15 protein-coding genes are annotated in these 15731 nt (G+C 69.4%); 6 read left to right on the plus strand and 9 right to left on the minus strand.

From position 1 onward, the window contains the following. Position 1: 1 nt before the first annotated feature. From ABD732_RS17710 to ABD732_RS17740, 7 genes are read right to left on the minus strand one after another with little or no spacing between them, the layout of a single operon-like run. Positions 2-352, minus strand: coding sequence for a metal-sulfur cluster assembly factor (locus ABD732_RS17710; protein ID WP_344785957.1), 351 nt, complete (start codon positions 350-352; stop codon positions 2-4). Between the two features lie 22 nt (positions 353-374). After that, positions 375-824, minus strand: coding sequence for a Fe-S cluster assembly sulfur transfer protein SufU (gene sufU / locus ABD732_RS17715; protein WP_344785959.1), 450 nt, complete (start codon positions 822-824; stop codon positions 375-377). Beyond that, positions 824-2101, minus strand: a complete 1278-nt coding sequence (locus ABD732_RS17720) for a cysteine desulfurase (protein ID WP_344785961.1) — start codon at positions 2099-2101, stop codon at positions 824-826. Before ABD732_RS17720 ends, sufU begins: the two co-directional genes overlap by 1 nt. A 4-nt stretch (positions 2102-2105) precedes the next feature. Continuing rightward, positions 2106-2879 carry a Fe-S cluster assembly ATPase SufC gene (gene sufC, locus ABD732_RS17725; protein WP_344785963.1) on the minus strand — a complete coding sequence of 258 codons (774 nt, stop codon included), beginning with the start codon at positions 2877-2879 and terminating at the stop codon, positions 2106-2108. 31 nt (positions 2880-2910) lie between these two features. Beyond that, on the minus strand, positions 2911-4113 hold the full coding sequence (gene sufD / locus ABD732_RS17730) for a Fe-S cluster assembly protein SufD (RefSeq protein WP_344785965.1): 1203 nt from the start codon (positions 4111-4113) through the stop codon (positions 2911-2913). Further along, complete coding sequence (gene sufB, locus ABD732_RS17735) at positions 4113-5561, minus strand: Fe-S cluster assembly protein SufB (RefSeq protein WP_344785967.1); 1449 nt, start codon at positions 5559-5561, stop codon at positions 4113-4115. The genes sufD and sufB overlap by 1 nt, the downstream gene beginning before the upstream one ends. Next, positions 5558-6319 (minus strand): helix-turn-helix transcriptional regulator, encoded by a 762-nt coding sequence (locus tag ABD732_RS17740; RefSeq protein WP_344786031.1) that lies wholly within the window; start codon positions 6317-6319, stop codon positions 5558-5560. Before ABD732_RS17740 ends, sufB begins: the two co-directional genes overlap by 4 nt. 116 nt (positions 6320-6435) lie before the next feature. Here ABD732_RS17740 and mptB point away from each other — a divergent pair, with 116 nt between their 5' ends. From mptB to ABD732_RS17760, 4 genes are read left to right on the plus strand one after another with little or no spacing between them, the layout of a single operon-like run. Further along, positions 6436-8199, plus strand: a complete 1764-nt coding sequence (gene mptB, locus ABD732_RS17745; RefSeq protein ID WP_344785969.1) for a polyprenol phosphomannose-dependent alpha 1,6 mannosyltransferase MptB — start codon at positions 6436-6438, stop codon at positions 8197-8199. A gap of 42 nt (positions 8200-8241) precedes the next feature. Then, positions 8242-9180, plus strand: a complete 939-nt coding sequence (locus ABD732_RS17750; protein WP_344785971.1) for an ABC transporter ATP-binding protein — start codon at positions 8242-8244, stop codon at positions 9178-9180. Beyond that, the gene (locus ABD732_RS17755; RefSeq protein ID WP_344785973.1) at positions 9177-9971 is read left to right on the plus strand and encodes an ABC transporter permease; all 795 of its coding nucleotides are present in this window, start codon (positions 9177-9179) and stop codon (positions 9969-9971) included. Before ABD732_RS17750 ends, ABD732_RS17755 begins: the two co-directional genes overlap by 4 nt. Then, positions 9968-10951 (plus strand): COX15/CtaA family protein, encoded by a 984-nt coding sequence (locus ABD732_RS17760; RefSeq protein ID WP_425553088.1) that lies wholly within the window; start codon positions 9968-9970, stop codon positions 10949-10951. Before ABD732_RS17755 ends, ABD732_RS17760 begins: the two co-directional genes overlap by 4 nt. A 31-nt stretch (positions 10952-10982) precedes the next feature. Here the strand turns inward: ABD732_RS17760 and ABD732_RS17765 are convergent, their stop codons facing one another. After that, on the minus strand, positions 10983-11369 hold the full coding sequence (locus ABD732_RS17765; RefSeq protein WP_344785977.1) for a hypothetical protein: 387 nt from the start codon (positions 11367-11369) through the stop codon (positions 10983-10985). Positions 11370-11402: 33 nt separating this feature from the next. Between ABD732_RS17765 and ABD732_RS17770 the strand changes: the two genes are divergently transcribed. Beyond that, complete coding sequence (locus ABD732_RS17770; protein ID WP_344785979.1) at positions 11403-12368, plus strand: quinone oxidoreductase family protein; 966 nt, start codon at positions 11403-11405, stop codon at positions 12366-12368. 37 nt (positions 12369-12405) lie between these two features. On the opposite strand, the gene ABD732_RS17775 is transcribed toward ABD732_RS17770, so the two are convergent. Continuing rightward, on the minus strand, positions 12406-13440 hold the full coding sequence (locus tag ABD732_RS17775) for a heme o synthase (RefSeq protein ID WP_425553089.1): 1035 nt from the start codon (positions 13438-13440) through the stop codon (positions 12406-12408). A gap of 167 nt (positions 13441-13607) precedes the next feature. On the opposite strand from ABD732_RS17775, the gene tkt reads away from it, so the two are divergent. Beyond that, complete coding sequence (gene tkt / locus ABD732_RS17780) at positions 13608-15707, plus strand: transketolase (RefSeq protein WP_344785983.1); 2100 nt, start codon at positions 13608-13610, stop codon at positions 15705-15707. Positions 15708-15731: the final 24 nt, after the last annotated feature.

Consider the following 15731-nt stretch of genomic DNA (forward strand, 5'->3'; position numbering starts at 1 on the left):
ATCAGACGGTGAAGCCCAGGGCGCGCAGCTGTTCACGGCCGTCGTCGGTGATCTTGTCCGGCCCCCACGGCGGCAGCCAGACCCAGTTGATCTCGACATCGGTGCACAGCCCGCTGCCGACCAGCGCCCCGCGGGTCTGGTCCTCGATGACATCGGTCAGCGGGCAGGCCGGCGAGGTGAGCGTCATGTCGACCCGGACCGCGGCGTCATCGTCGATGTTCAGGCCGTAGACCAGGCCCAGATCGACGACGTTGATCCCCAGCTCGGGGTCGACCACGTCGCGCATGGCTTCTTCGACGTCGTCGACGGTGGGCAGCGAAGTCTGCGGCTCGCTCGGTGTGGTTTCGGTCATCTCAGCACTCCTGGATCGAAGGTCATTCCGCCGGGACGGCGGTGACGGACTGGGCGAGGGCGTCTTTGAAGGCGAGCCAGCCGAGCAGCGCGCACTTCACGCGGGCCGGATACTTGCTGACACCGGAGAAGGCGATGCCGTCACCGATCACGTCCTCGTCGCCGGTGTCGGCGCCCCGGGAGGTCAGCATCGCCTGGTAGTTGTCTACGGCGGCCAGCGCCTGATCGATCGGGAGCCCGACGATCTGGTCGAAGAGCACCGACGTCGATGCCTGCGAGATGGAGCAGCCCTGGCCGTCGTACGAGATGTCGGCGACGGCGCCGTCGTCCACCGCCACGCGCAGCGTCACCTCGTCACCACAGGTGGGGTTGACGTGGTGCACCTCGGCGTCGAAGGGATCCCGCAGGCCGCGGCCGTGCGGGTGCTTGTAGTGGTCCAGGATCACGTCCTGGTACATCTGCTCCATCCGCATCAGCGCTGCTCCCCCGTCGTGCCGAAGAATTCCTGGGCCCGGCCGATCGCGGCGACCAGCGCGTCCACCTCGTCAGCGGTGTTGTACAGCGCGAACGACGCGCGCGCACTCGCGGCGACGCCGAGGCGGCGGTGCAGCGGCCACGCGCAGTGGTGGCCGACCCGGATGGCGATGCCCTCGTCGTCGAGGACCTGACCGAGGTCGTGCGCGTGAATGCCGTCGACCACGAAGGACACGGCACCGCCGCGGCTCTCGGGGTCAGCCGGCCCGATCAGGCGCAGTCCGTCGATCCGGCTCAGCGTGTCCAGGGCGCGGACCACCAGCTGGTGCTCGTGCTCGGCCACGGCGTCCATGCCGATCCGCTCCAGGTACTCCACGGCGGCACCGAGCGCGACCACCTGCGAGGTCATCGGCACCCCGGCCTCGAAACGCTGCGGCGGAGCCGCGTACGTGGAGCCCTCCATGGTGACGGTTTCGATCATCGAGCCGCCGGTCAGGAACGGGGGCAGCTGCGCCAGCAGGTCCGCGCGCCCGTAGAGCACGCCGACACCGGACGGCCCGAGCATCTTGTGCCCGGAGAAGGCCGCGAAATCGACGCCCAGGGCGGCGAAGTCGACCGGCATGTGCGGCACGGACTGGCAGGCGTCCAGGACGGTGATCGCCCCGACCGCGGAGGCCCGCGCCACCAGCTCGGCCACGTCGGTCACCGCACCGGTCACATTGGACTGGTGGGTGAAGGCGACGATCCGCACCGATTCGTCGAGGGTCAGCGAATCCAGATCGATCCGGCCGTCGTCGGTGACCCCGTACCAGCGCAGGGTGGCACCGGTGCGCCGGCACAGCTCCTGCCACGGCACCAGATTGGCGTGGTGCTCCAATTCGGTGACCACCACGGTGTCTCCGGGGCCCAGCGGCTTCCCGCCGAAGACCGAGGCCGCGCGCTCGTCGCCGAGCGCGTAGGCCACCAGGTTCAGCGCCTCGGTGGCGTTCTTGGTGAACACCACCTCGTCCACCGCGACGCCGACGAAGCCGGCGATCACCGCACGAGCGTGCTCGTAGGCGTCGGTGGCCTCCTCGGCGAGCTGGTGGGCACCGCGGTGCACCGCCGCATTGTGGTTGAGCAGGAAATCGCGCTCGGCGTCGAGCACCTGCAGCGGACGCTGCGAGGTGGCCCCGGAATCGAGGTAGACCAGCGGCCGATCGTCGCGCACCGTACGCGCGAGGATCGGGAAGTCCGCCCGGATCGCCGTGACGTCCAGGCCGGTCGTCGCGGTCACCGGACTACTGGGCCGCGGCAGCCGAAGTGAAGCGCTCGTAGCCGCTCTCCTCCAGCTGGTCGGCCAGCTCGGGACCGCCCGACTGCACGATGCGGCCGTCCACGAAGACGTGCACGTGATCGGGCTTGATGTAGCGCAGGATCCGCGTGTAGTGCGTGATCAGCAGGACGCCGCCGTGCTCGGTCTCCTTGTAGCGGTTGACGCCCTCGGCCACCACGCGCAGTGCGTCCACGTCCAGGCCGGAGTCGGTCTCGTCGAGCACCGCGATCTTCGGCTTCAGCAGAGCGAGCTGCAGGATCTCCAGGCGCTTCTTCTCGCCACCGGAGAAGCCCTCGTTGACGCCGCGCTCGGCGAAGGCCGAGTCGACGTCCAGAGCGGCCATCGCCTCCTTGGTCTCCTTGACCCAGTGCCGCAGCTTCGGTGCCTCGCCGCGCACGGCCGTGGCGGCGCTGCGCAGGAAGTTCGACGTGGAGACGCCGGGGACCTCCACCGGGTACTGCATGGCCAGGAACAGGCCGGCGCGGGCGCGCTCGTCCACGCTCATGGCCAGCACGTCTTCGCCGTCGAGGGTGATCGTTCCCTGGGTGATGACGTACTTGGGGTGTCCGGCGATGGCGTAGGCCAGCGTCGACTTACCGGAGCCGTTGGGCCCCATGATGGCGTGCGTCTGGTCCGAGTCGATGGTCAGGTCCACGCCCTTGAGGATGTGGATCGGCTCGGCGTCGGTGTCGCTCTGGGCGACGTCGACGTGCAGATCGCGGATTTCGAGAGTGCTCACAGTGTTGGTCTTCCTCAGGTCTGAAGGGCGCTCAGGCGCCGGCGATTTCGAGTTCTTTTTCGATGGCTGCTTCGAGGCGTTCGCGGAGTTCGGGGACGGCGATCTTCGCGAGGATCTCGCCGAAGAAACCGCGTACCACCAGGCGGCGGGCCTCGTCCTCCGGAATGCCGCGCGACTGCAGGTAGAACAGCTGCTCGTCGTCGAAGCGGCCGGTGGCGCTGGCGTGGCCGGCGCCCACGATCTCGCCGGTCTCGATCTCCAGATTGGGGACCGAGTCGGCGCGGGCGTTGTCGGTGAGCACCAGGTTGCGGTTGAGCTCGTAGGTGTCGGTGCCCTCGGCGGACGGGCGGATCAGCACGTCGCCGATCCACACGGTGTGGGCCTCGCGGCGCCGGTTGTGGCCGCCGCTGTGCGTGCCGCCCACCTCGCCCTGCAATGCGCCCTTATAGACCACCTGGGAGCGGCAGTGCGGCGCCGAGTGGTCCACCAGGAGGCGCTGCTCCAGATGCTGGCCGGCGTCGGCGAAGTACAGACCCCACAGTTCGGCGTCGCCGCCGGGGGCGTTGTACTGCACGCGCGGGGACAGGCGTACGGTCTCGCCGCCGAGGCTGATCGCGAAGTGCCGGAGCACCGCGTCGCGACCCATGCCGATGTGGTGGGCGGTGACGTGGACGGCGTCGTCGTCCCAGTCGTGCACGTTCACCACGGTGAGGTGCGCGCTGTCGTCGACGACGATCTCGAGGTTCTCGCCGACGGTGCCGCCACCGCGCTGATCGAGGACCACGGTGGCTTTGGCGAAGGCCTCGGCGTGAATCTGCAGATGCGAGTACGCCACCTCGCCCTCGCCCGGACCGGTCATGGTGATCACGACCGGCTCGGCGATCTGGGCTTCGCGCTCGATGGTCACGACGGTGGCCTCGCCGAACGACGAGAAGGCCTGGGCCGCAACCCGATCGAAGGGCACACCGCCCTTGCCGAGTCGCTCGTCGCCGCGGGCCACGGTCTCGGTGCGCACGCCCTCGCCGATGCCGGCGATCTCGATCACCGGCGATGCGGTGGCCGGTGCGGTGCCGTCGTGCAGGCCGCGGAGCCGGCGGAACGGGGTGAACCGCCACGCCTCTTCACGCTGGCTGGGCACCTCGAAGGCGTCGACGTCGAAGGACGTGAACAACTCGCCCTTGTTGACGACCGGGGCGGCCGGTGCGGCGGTACTGGTTTCGCGGGGGGCCGTCATCAGCCGACTGATCCTTCCATCTGCAGCTCGATGAGCCGGTTGAGTTCCAGGGCGTATTCCATGGGGAGTTCCTTAGCGATCGGCTCCACGAAGCCGCGCACCACCATGGCCATCGCCTCGTCCTCGGTCAGGCCGCGGCTCATCAGGTAGAAGAGCTGATCGTCGCTGACCTTGGAGACCGTGGCTTCGTGGCCCATGGTGACGTCGTCCTCGCGGATGTCGACGTACGGATAGGTGTCACTGCGGCTGATCTGGTCCACCAGGAGCGCATCACACTTGACCGTCGAACGGCTTCCGTGGGCGCCCGGGTTGATCTTGATCAGGCCGCGGTACGAGGACCGGCCGCCGCCGCGCGCCACCGACTTGGAGACGATGTTGCTCGACGTGTACGGCGCCAGGTGCACCATCTTGGAGCCGGTGTCCTGGTGCTGGCCCGGACCGGAGAAGGCCACCGAGAGGACCTCGCCCTTGGCGTGCTCGCCGGTCAGCCAGACGGCCGGGTACTTCATGGTGACCTTGGAGCCGATGTTGCCGTCGACCCACTCCATGGTGGCGCCGGCCTCGGCCTTGGCGCGCTTGGTCACCAGGTTGTAGACGTTGTTCGACCAGTTCTGGATGGTCGTGTAGCGGCAGCGTCCGCCCTTTTTGACGACGATCTCGACGACCGCCGAATGCAGCGAATCGGACTTGTAGATCGGCGCGGTGCAGCCCTCGACGTAGTGCACGTAGGCGCCCTCGTCGACGATGATCAGGGTCCGCTCGAACTGGCCCATGTTCTCGGTGTTGATCCGGAAGTAGGCCTGCAGCGGGATGTCCACGTGCACGCCCGGCGGCACGTAGATGAACGAGCCGCCCGACCACACCGACGTGTTGAGCGCGGAGAACTTGTTGTCACCGGCGGGGATCACGCTGCCGAAGTACTCCTGGAACAGCTCGGGGTGCTCCTTGAGTCCGGTGTCGGTGTCGAGGAAGATCACGCCCTTCTCCTCCAGGTCCTCACGGATCTGGTGGTAGACCACCTCGGACTCGTACTGCGCGGCGACACCGGCGACCAGGCGCTGCTTCTCCGCTTCCGGGATGCCCAGCCGGTCGTAGGTGTTCTTGATGTCCTCGGGCAGGTCCTCCCACGACTCGGCCTGCTTCTCGGTGGAGCGCACGAAGTACTTGATGTTGTCGAAGTCGATGCCGTCCAGGTCGGCACCCCATCGCGGCATCGGCTGGCGATCGAAGATACGGAGCGCCTTGAGACGCTGCTCGAGCATCCACTCGGGCTCGTTCTTCTTGCCCGAGATGTCGCGCACGACGGCCTCGGAGAGGCCGCGCTGCGCGGTGGCGCCCGCAGCATCGCTGTCGGCCCAGCCGTAGCCGTACCGGTCGAAGGACGCGATCGTCTCTTCCTGGGACAGCGGGGCCGGCGCGGTGGTCGCGGCGGGGTCGGTGACCGTCATCGTGAGGCCTTTCCGTCGGGGTTGGGGGCTGTGATCTTCGGGTCCGGATCGGCTGATCCGTCACCGGGCGGCGCATCCGGTATCGGATGCAGGGGTACGTGGGTGGTGCAGACGCAGTCGCCGTTGGCGATGGTCGCCAGACGCTGCACATGCGTGCCGAGGAGTTCGGTGAAACGGGCGGTCTCGGCTTCGCAGAGCTCGGGGAACTCGGTGGCCACGTGGGCCACCGGGCAGTGGTGCTGGCAGATCTGGACGCCGGTGCCGACCTCGCGGACATTGGCAGAGTACCCGGCGCCGGTCAGCGCGGCGGCGATCTCCTCGACCGTCGCGACCACGTCGCCGCCTTCGCGGGCCGGGGCCACGTCCGCGACCATACCGTCCACGCGGTCGCGGGCGAAGGCCTCGACCGCGGGCTGTCCGCCGATGTCGCGCAGTTTGCGCAGTGCGGCGCCGGCCAGGTCGTCGTAGGCGTGCCGCAGTTTGCCGCGCCCGGTGGGACTGAGTTGAAACCACTTCGCGGGCCGTCCGCGGCCGCCCTTGCCGAATCCGGGGGCGGCGGTCTCCACGTCGCCGGCGGCGGTCAGGATGTCGAGATGACGTCGTACGCCGGCCGGACTGATGCCCAGGCGCTCGGCGATGTCGCCGGCGGTCAGCGGGCCGTGATCGATGAGTAGGGACACCACAGCGGCACGGGTCTGGCCGTCTGCGCCAGGCCCGTCCGCGAACTGCTCGATGAGCAGCGAGTTTCCGGTGTCCATGCTTTTCACAACAATATTGTGACGTAATTATTCCCCGGCTTCCAGCAAGGGTGACCTAAGAGGCGCCGCGCCGGACCGGCGCGGGTCGCGGCGTGCCATGCCCTAGAGTCTGGTGCGTGCGGAACGTTCCCGGAGTGCGCGCTGCGCTCGATCACCTCGGCCTGTCGCGGCCGTCGCGGAACACCGACATCGACGCCACCGGCGATTACGGTGTGACCCTGGCCCGGATGCACGGCGACGAGCGCGAGGTCGGTCCGCTCAATCCTCTCGAGAACAAGCGCCTGCGGCGGATCCGGCTGTTCGGCACCACCGGTGCCGTGCTGATCCTGATCGGCTCGCTCGGCACCGGCATGATGCCGGTTCTGCAGAACCCGATCGTCGGCACGCGGGTGCTCTCCCTGCCGGCGCGCATGTTCTCCACCGCGCTGACCATCTCCATCGGCGGCACGATGATGCTGGTCCTCGCCTGGATCCTGCTCGGCCGCTATGCGATCGGCCGGTACGGCGTCGAGGTGGCCGAGGACCGCAGCCCGGCGCGGCGCATGTCGCGCGCTCAGGCCGACCGGACGCTGCTCATGTGGATCGTGCCGCTGCTCTTGGCGCCACCGCTGCTGAGCAAGGACGTCTACTCCTATCTCGCTCAGAGCGCCATCGGCTTCCGCGGCATGGACCCGTACACCTACAGCCCGATGCGCGGGCTCGGCGTCGACCATCCCCTCACGCTCTCGGTGCCCAACCTCTGGAAGGACACCCCCGCTCCCTACGGGCCGCTGTTCCTGTGGGTCGGCGAGCAGATCACCCGGGTCACCGGTGACAACATCACCGTCGCGGTGGGATTGCACCGGATCGTCGCCCTGATCGGGGTGGCGATGATCATCTGGGCGCTCCCCCGCCTGGCCCGCCGTTGCGGCGTGTCCTCGGTGGCGGCCCTCTGGCTCGGCGCCATGAACCCGCTGCTGATCCTGCATCTGGTCGGCGGCATCCACAACGAAGCCCTGATGATCGGCATGATGCTGGTCGGCGTCGAATGGTGCTTCCAAGCCGTTTACGGGTCGGCGCCGTTGCGGGCGTCGGGCAGGTGGTTGCCGTCCAGGGCCGGCTGGCTGCTGATCGGCGGGATCGCGGTGATCGCGGCCTCGGCGATGATCAAGGTCACCTCGATGCTGGCCCTCGGCTTCGTCGGGGTCGCGCTGGCCCGGCGCTGGGGCGCCACCCTCCCGGCGCTGCGCAACGCGCCGTGGCGGCAGTGGTGGACGCGCTCGAAGACGGCGGTAGCCGCGCTGAGCGCCTCCGCCGTCGTCACCGGCGGGGTGACCGCCGTCGTGGTGGTGGTGATCTGTCTGGGCACCGGCCTGGGATTCGGCTGGACCTCGACGCTGTCCACCGGCGGCATCGTCCGTTCCTGGATGTCGATGCCCACGCTGCTGTCGGTGGTGGCCGGCCGCGTGGGACTGTGGCTGGGGCTGGGCGAGCAGACCCAGGCGATCCTCGACGTCGCCCGGCCCATCGGGCAGCTGATCGCCGCGATCTTCGTCGTCCGCTGGCTGCTGGCCTGCGTCGCCGGACGTATCCACCCGCTGGGCGGCCTGGGCATCTCGATGGCCACGGTCGTGGTCTTCTTCCCGTTCGTGCAGGCCTGGTATCTGCTGTGGGCGATCATTCCGCTGGCCGCCTGGGCCACCACTCGCTGGTTCCGGGTCGGGACCGTTGTGATCTCGGCGATAATCGCGGTCGTGGTGATGCCGACCAGCTCGGACACCCCGCCTTCGGTGGTGATCCAGGGACTGGCCACCGGACTGGTGCTCATGCTTGTGGCCAGCGTGTTCTTCTTCTTCGACCACCCGATCCGGCGCTGGTCGCGCGACCTGCGGAGGACCTGACCCGGCTGCCGATCGCCGGTGCGCTGGGCTTAGGGTGGCAGCGTGCCCCTCGATCCCGTTTCTGCGCCCGCCGTCGCGGTCCGGGGTCTGGTCAAGCGGTTCGGTGACACCACCGCCGTGGATGGACTGGACCTGCGACTGCGGCGCGGACAGATCCTCGCGCTGCTCGGCCCCAACGGTGCCGGCAAGACCACCACGGTGGAGATCTGTGAGGGCTTCACCCGCCCCGACTCCGGAGAGGTCCGCGTCCTGGGTCTGGATCCGATCTCCGACAACGATCGGCTCCGCGCGCGCATCGGCGTGATGCTGCAGGGCGGCGGCGCCTATCCCGGGGCCAAGGCCGGCGAGATGCTGCGCCTGTGCGCGGCCTACAGCGCCGATCCGCTCGACCCGGACTGGCTGCTGGAGGTCCTCGGTCTCACCGACTGCGCCGCGACACCGTACCGGCGCCTGTCCGGCGGTCAGCAGCAGCGCCTGGCGCTGGCGTGCGCACTGGTGGGCCGGCCGGAACTGGTCTTCCTGGACGAGCCGACCGCCGGCCTGGACGCGCATGCGCGGATCCTGGTGTGGGAACTGATCTCCCGGTTGCGCGACGACGGCGTCGCAGTGCTGCTGACCACGCACCTGCTCGACGAGGCCGAGGAGCTCGCCGACGAGATCGTCATCATCGATCACGGGCGGGTGGTGGCCTCCGGCACGCCCGCCGATCTGACCGGCGCCCAGTCGCAGGACCGCCTGCGACTGGTCACGACGACACCGGTGGACACCGAGGCACTGGCGATCGCACTCGGCGCGGACTACCGCTGCGAACCCGCCGGTGCGAGCACCTGCACGGTGATCGGACCGGTGACGCCGCAGTCCATCGCCCGGGTGGCCGCCTGGTGCGCCGATGAGAACATCCTCGCGACCGAGCTGACCGCAGCCCACGTCAGCCTGGAAGAGGTCTTCCTGAGCCTGACCGGATTGGCGGTGCGTTCATGACCGCCGCCAACCGCTTCGCGCCCGGCACCTTCGCCCCGGCTCCGCAGCCCGCCTCCCTGCCCCGCATGCTCGCCGCGCAGACCCGCATGGAGCTGGTGCTGCTGCTGCGCAACGGCGAACAGCTCCTGCTCACCATGTTCATCCCCATCACCCTGCTGATCGGGCTGTGCCTGCTCCCCATCGCGACCAGTGCCGGTGACACCCCGGCCGCGCGGGCCGGCAGCTTCGTGCCGGCGATCCTGTCCGTCGCGGTGATGTCGACGGCCTTCACCGGGCAGGCCATCGCCGTCGGCTTCGACCGCCGCTACGGCGCGCTCAAACGCCTCGGCGCCACCCCCATCCCCCGCTGGGGCATCATCGCGGGCAAGTCCGCAGCGGTGATCATCGTGGTCGCGTTGCAAGCGGTCGTCATCGGCGCCATCGGCTTCGCGTTCGGGTGGCGGCCCTCGCCAGCCGGGCTCGCCATCGGGGTGCTGGTGATCGCGATCGGCACCCTGGCCTTCGCGACGCTCGGGCTGTTGCTCGGCGGCACGCTGAAAGCCGAAGTGGTGCTGGCGCTGGGCAACCTGATCTGGTTCGTGCTGCTGGCCTTCTCCGGCCTGGTGGTCTTCGACGAACACCTCCCCGGTGCGGTCGGGGCGCTCGTGCGCTGTTCGCCGTCCGGTGCGCTCACCGGCGCGCTGGTGCGCGCCACCGAACAAAGCTCCTTCGACGTCTTCGGCGTCGTGGTCCTTCTGGTCTGGGCCGTGGTCGGCACCGTCCTCGCAGTCAGGTGGTTCAAGTTCGAATGAGTACTACGTCTCCTCCGGTGAGCCGTCCGTCCACCGATCCCGGTCCCGGCGGCTGGTTCGGCTTCCGCGCCCCCACCCTCGGCTTCCTGTACGCCTGGGCCATCGCCGATCTGGCGGCCAACGTGCTGCTGGTGGTCACCGGCGGCGCGGTGCGTTTGACCGGCTCCGGTCTCGGCTGCCCCACCTGGCCGCAGTGCGGCGACGGAAAGTACACCCCGCCCCTGAGCTATCACGGCGTGATCGAGTTCGGGAACCGCATGCTCACCTGGGTACTGGTGGCGATCGCCATCGCCACCTGGTTCGCCGTGATGCGCTACCGGCCCGTCGACCGGGTGGCCCGGCGGCTGGCCACGGGTGTGGCTCTCGGCGTGCCGCTGCAGGCGGTGATCGGCGGCATCACGGTGCTCACCAAACTGAATCCGTGGGTGGTCGCCTTCCACTTCCTGGTGACCATGCTGATCATCTCGCTCGCGACGTGGCTGGTGCACCGCACGCGTCCGGCCCGCTCCGCGCCGCCTGACGACGGCGACGCGCTGATTCCGCGGGATTCGGTGATCGCGCGACTCGGCGTCGCTCTTGCGTGGACCGTCTATGTCCTGACCTGGGTCACCATCTATCTGGGCACCGTGGTCACCGGCTCCGGTCCGCACTCGGGTGACGAGAACTCACACCGGAACGACCTCGATCCCGCGTGGGCCACCCAATTGCACAGCGACGCCGTGTGGACGCTGGTCGGCACCGGGTTCGCCCTCATCCTGCTGACCGTGATTGCCCGGCTGGCGCTGCGCCGCGCGGCCCTCTGGTTCGGCGGGCTGCTGATCCTGCAGGGGGTGATCGGCTACGTCCAGTACGCGACCGGCCTGCCGATCCTGTTGGTGATTCTGCACATGCTCGGGTCGGCCCTGTTGATGATCGGCGCCACCGTGCTGGTGCTCGAGGCGTCCCGGGCCGGACGGACCCGGGACCTCACCCCCGCCTGACCCGATCGGCCCCGGGGCGGTCCGCCTCGGGTCAGCGGTAGTCGACGACCTTGTGGTTGCGCGCCTTAGGGAAGCGCTTCTGGTGGGCCACCCAGCCGGCCATCTTGCGCCAGTGCTTCGGGGTGACGGTGGCCTTGGAGGTGAGCTCACGGTCCCACTCGCCGCGCTCGAGGCCCTCGATCTCGGCCACGACGTCCTCGGACTCGTCCAGGGCGGCGACCACGCGATCGGCCAGCACGCCGTTCTTCTCGCCGACCAGGGTGATGCGCACTCCGGCGGCACCGGTCGGTTGCAGCACGGCCTTGGCCGAACCGTCTTCCTCTCCGACGTACTTGCGGATCGAGGAGACGACTCCGAAGCCCGGCTTCGGCGTCGCCTCGGTGGCGGTGTCGGTCTGCGGCTCGGTCTGTTCGCTCATGCGTGCCATCATAACCTCGTGCCAGACTGAGGCATGCGAGCGATCAGTGTGACCTCCACCGGCGGCCCGGACGTCCTCTCCTACGGCCCGGTGCCCGATCCGCAGCCGGGCCCCGGCGAAGTTCTGGTCCGGGTGCACGCGGCCGGGGTGAACTTCATCGACACCTACTTCCGCGGCGGGCTCTATCCCGTCGACCTCCCCTATACGCCCGGCTCCGAAGGCGCCGGTGAGGTGGTGGCACTGGGACCGGGGACCACCGGCTTCGAGGTGGGCGCACGCGTGGCCTGGTGCAATGTGCCCGGCAGCTATGCCGAGCTGGTGGCCGTGCCGGCCGACCGCGCGCTCGCCGTCCCCGACGGCGTCTCCTACGAGGTCGCGGGCTCCTCGCTGCTGCGCGGGCTCACCGCCCACTATCTGCTCGACGGCAGCGCCCATCCCGAATCGGGCGACACCGTGCTGGTGCACGCCGGCGCCGGCGGTGTGGGGCTGATCCTCACCCAGCTGGCGCACGCCCGCAGGCTGCGGGTGATCACCACCGTCTCCAGCGACCGGAAAGAGCAGCTGTCCCGCGCGGCCGGGGCGGCCGAGGTGCTCCGCTACACCGACGACGTGCCCGCACGCGTGCGGGAGCTGACCGGCGGCCGCGGCGTGCCGGTGGTCTACGACGGCGTCGGCGCGGCGACCTTCGAGCAGTCGCTGCACGCGGCGGCCGTGCGCGGCCTGGTGGTGTTGTTCGGCGCGGCCAGCGGACCGGTGCCGCCGTTCGACCTGCAGCGGCTCAACCCGCTCGGTTCGCTGACGGTGACCCGTCCCACCCTCGCGAACTTCATCGCCGATCCCGCCGAACTGGCCTGGCGCGCAGGCGAGTACTTCCGTGCGCTCGCCGACGGCACCGTCGACGTCCGGGTGGGCCAGAGTTATCCGCTCGCCGAGGCGGCGCAGGCGCATCGGGACCTGGAGGGCCGCCGGACCACCGGGAGCACCGTGCTGGTTCCCTGACCGCGGGTCCCCTGACAGGGCCGGCGGCCGAAGTCCACTACGACAGGTACGAGGAGACGGTCGGCCAGTTCAGGACGGCGTCCACGGCGAGGCCGCAGAACAGCAGCGCCAGGTACTCGTTGGACTTGAGGAAGATCTTCAGCGGCTTCACCTCGACGCCGCGACGGGTCTCCACGTACAGCCGGGCGACGTACCAGAGGAACCAGGCACCGGCCGCGATCGAGACTCCGAAGTAGATCCAGCTGGTCACCGGGATCAGGAAGAACGAGGTGATCACGGTCAGCGCCGTGTAGATCAGCATCTCGCGGGTGACGCGCTCGGGCGAGGCGATCACCGGGAGCATGGGGACGCCGGCGGCCTTGTAGTCGTCGCGGTAGCGCCATGCCAGCGCCCAGGTGTGCGGCGGCGTCCAGAAGAACACCACCAGGAACAACACGAAGGGCTCCCAGCTGAGCGTGCCGGTGACGGCGGCCCAGCCGACCAGCGCGGGCATGCAGCCGGCGGCACCGCCCCAGATGACGTTCTGCCAGGTGCGCCGCTTCAGGATCAGGGTGTAGACGCCGACGTAGAAGCCGATGGTGATCCACACCAGCACCGGCGGAAGCCATTTGTTTCCGGTGCCGAAGTACAGGACGGCGAACGACGCGAACGCCAGGACGATGCCGAAGATCAACGCATTGCGCACCGGAACGGCGTGCCGCGCGAGCGGCCGTCGCTGCGTGCGCTTCATCTTCTGGTCGATGTCGGCGTCGGCCACCATGTTGAGGCTGTTGGCGCTCGCGGCACCCAGCCAGCCGCCGACCACGGTGATCAGGATCAGCGCGATGTCGACGTGGCCGCGCTCGGCCTGCAGCATCACCGGGATGGTGGAGACCAGCAGGAGTTCGATGACGCGGGGTTTGGTCAGTGCGATGTAGGCCAGCACCGTCGCCTTGGCGCGGGCGGGCAGCGACGCCGGGGGTTCGGCGGTGACGAAAGACTCCGGCGATGTGCCGCCGGTGGAAGCGCCTGAATCCACGCTTTCCCCAATCCTCAACGCCTGGCTCCTTACGTGTCTACGCGCGACAGCCATGACGGTCCGGACACCGGAGGGCTGCTCCTGCCGATGGTATCTCTCCGGGCACTCATCGAAGAATCTGGGCTGCCGGAGACCTCCCGGTCAATCCTGCGCGCGCGATCGCTCAGACATGCCCTAGGCTGGTGGCATCTGCCGTCCAATCCACAGGAGATAGCCCGACCGTGGCCGTTACAGATGAGATCGAAGACCTGACCAAACAGGTTCACCCCGCTGACTGGACGGAGCTGGATTCCCGAGCGGTCGACACCGCCCGGATCCTGGCCGCCGACGCCGTTCAGCACTGCGGCAGCGGGCATCCGGGAACGGCGATGAGTCTCGCTCCCCTGGCGTACACGCTGTACCAGCGAGTGATGCGGCACGATCCCACCGACCCCGCGTGGGTCGGGCGCGACCGCTTCGTGCTGTCGTGCGGGCACTCCAGCCTGACCCAGTACATCCAGCTGTACCTCGGCGGCTTCGGTCTCGAGCTGCCGGACATCGAGGCGCTGCGCACCTGGGACTCGCTGACCCCGGGCCATCCCGAATACGGTCACACCGCGGGCGTGGAGATCACCACCGGTCCGCTCGGCCAGGGCCTGGCCTCGGCGGTCGGGATGGCGATGGCGGCCCGTCGCGAACGCGGCCTGTTCGATCCGTCCTCCCCGGCCGGGAAGAGCCCGTTCGACCATTACGTCTACGTGATCGCCTCCGACGGTGACATCGAAGAGGGCGTCACCTCCGAGGCGAGCTCGCTGGCCGGCACCCAGGAACTGGGCAACCTGATCGTCTTCTACGACAAGAACCACATCTCCATCGAGGACGACACTCAGATCGCCCTGACCGAGGACACCGCCAAGCGCTACGAGTCCTACGGCTGGGACGTGCAGGTGGTCTCCGGCGGCGAGGACGTCGCCGCCATCGAAGAGGCCGTCGCCCACGCCAAGAGCGTCACCGACAAGCCGTCGATCATCGTGCTGCGCACCATCATCGCCTGGCCGGCCCCGAACAAGATGAACACCGGCGCCTCGCACGGCAGTGCGCTCGGCGCCGACGAGGTGGCCGCCACCAAGGAGATCCTGGGCTTCGACCCGGCGAAGAACTTCGACGTGGCCGACGAGGTCCTGGCGCACACGCGGTCGCTGGCCGACCGCGCCGCCGCCGTGCGGGCCGCCTGGCAGGCCGACTTCGATGCCTGGGCCGCCGCCGATCCGGAGCGCAAGGCCCTGTTCGACCGGCTCTACGCCGAGGCCCTCCCGGAGGGCTGGACCGAGGTCCTGCCGGCGTGGGAAGCCGGCGACAAGGCCGTCGCGACCCGCTCGGCGTCGGGCAAGGTGCTCTCGGCGCTGGCCCCGGTGCTGCCGGAACTGTGGGGCGGCTCGGCCGACCTGGCCGGTTCCAACAACACCACCATGGACGGTGCCACCTCGTTCGGTCCCGAGTCGATCAGCACCTCCACCTGGACGGCCAGCCCGTACGGGCGCACCCTGCACTTCGGTGTGCGCGAGCACGCGATGGCCTCGATCCTCAACGGCATCGTGCTGCACGGCCCCACCCGCGCGTACGCGGGCACCTTCCTGCAGTTCGCCGACTACATGCGCCCGGCCGTGCGGCTGGCCGCGCTGATGGAGATCGACCCGATCTACGTGTGGACGCACGACTCGATCGGTCTGGGCGAGGACGGCCCGACGCATCAGCCCGTCGAGCACCTGGCGGCGCTGCGCGCCATCCCGGGGCTGGACGTGGTGCGCCCGGCCGACGCGAACGAGACCGCGCACGCCTGGCGGCACCTGCTCGGCCGCCGCCGCAACCCGGTCGGCCTGGCTCTGACCCGGCAGAACGTCCCGATCCTGGAGGGCACCTCGTTCGAGGGTGTCGCCCGCGGCGGTTACGTCCTGTCCGATCCGGCCGGTGCACCCGACGTGGTGCTGATCGGCACCGGCTCGGAGGTCTCCCTGGCCGTCGAGGCCGCCGAGGCGCTGTCCGCCGACGGCGTCGCCGCCCGCGTGGTGTCCATGCCGTCGCTCGAGTGGTTCGACGCCCAGGATCAGGCGTACCGCGATTCGGTGCTCCCGGCCGGCGTGCCGCGAGTGGTGGTCGAGGCCGGTATCGCCATGCCCTGGCACCGCGTGATCTCCGGCGGCGGCGGTATCTCCGCGTCCTCCGGCGAGATCGTCTCGCTGGAGCACTTCGGCGCCTCCGCCCCGTACCAGAAGCTCTACGAGGAGTTCGGCATCACCGCTGAGGCAGTCGCCGCCGCCGCACGCCGGCTGCTCGGGCGCTGACCCCACACCCCGACAGGAGAAACG

This window comes from Gordonia caeni (assembly GCF_039537105.1).
In the GTDB taxonomy this organism is placed as follows: Bacteria; Actinomycetota; Actinomycetes; order Mycobacteriales; family Mycobacteriaceae; genus Gordonia; species Gordonia caeni.

Bases quoted from the DNA above. Each gene is read 5' to 3' on its own strand.
- ABD732_RS17765 (WP_344785977.1), bottom strand. From the start codon at position 11,369: ATGAGCGAACAGACCGAGCCGCAGACCGACACCGCCACCGAGGCGACG.
- sufB (WP_344785967.1), bottom strand. From the start codon at position 5,561: ATGACGGTCACCGACCCCGCCGCGACCACCGCGCCGGCCCCGCTGTCC.
- ABD732_RS17770 (WP_344785979.1), top strand. From the start codon at position 11,403: ATGCGAGCGATCAGTGTGACCTCCACCGGCGGCCCGGACGTCCTCTCC.
- ABD732_RS17760 (WP_425553088.1), top strand. From the start codon at position 9,968: ATGAGTACTACGTCTCCTCCGGTGAGCCGTCCGTCCACCGATCCCGGT.
- ABD732_RS17775 (WP_425553089.1), bottom strand. From the start codon at position 13,440: ATGGCTGTCGCGCGTAGACACGTAAGGAGCCAGGCGTTGAGGATTGGG.
- sufU (WP_344785959.1), bottom strand. From the start codon at position 824: ATGCGGATGGAGCAGATGTACCAGGACGTGATCCTGGACCACTACAAG.
- ABD732_RS17755 (WP_344785973.1), top strand. From the start codon at position 9,177: ATGACCGCCGCCAACCGCTTCGCGCCCGGCACCTTCGCCCCGGCTCCG.
- sufD (WP_344785965.1), bottom strand. From the start codon at position 4,113: ATGACGGCCCCCCGCGAAACCAGTACCGCCGCACCGGCCGCCCCGGTC.
- ABD732_RS17710 (WP_344785957.1), bottom strand. From the start codon at position 352: ATGACCGAAACCACACCGAGCGAGCCGCAGACTTCGCTGCCCACCGTC.
- ABD732_RS17740 (WP_344786031.1), bottom strand. From the start codon at position 6,319: ATGGACACCGGAAACTCGCTGCTCATCGAGCAGTTCGCGGACGGGCCT.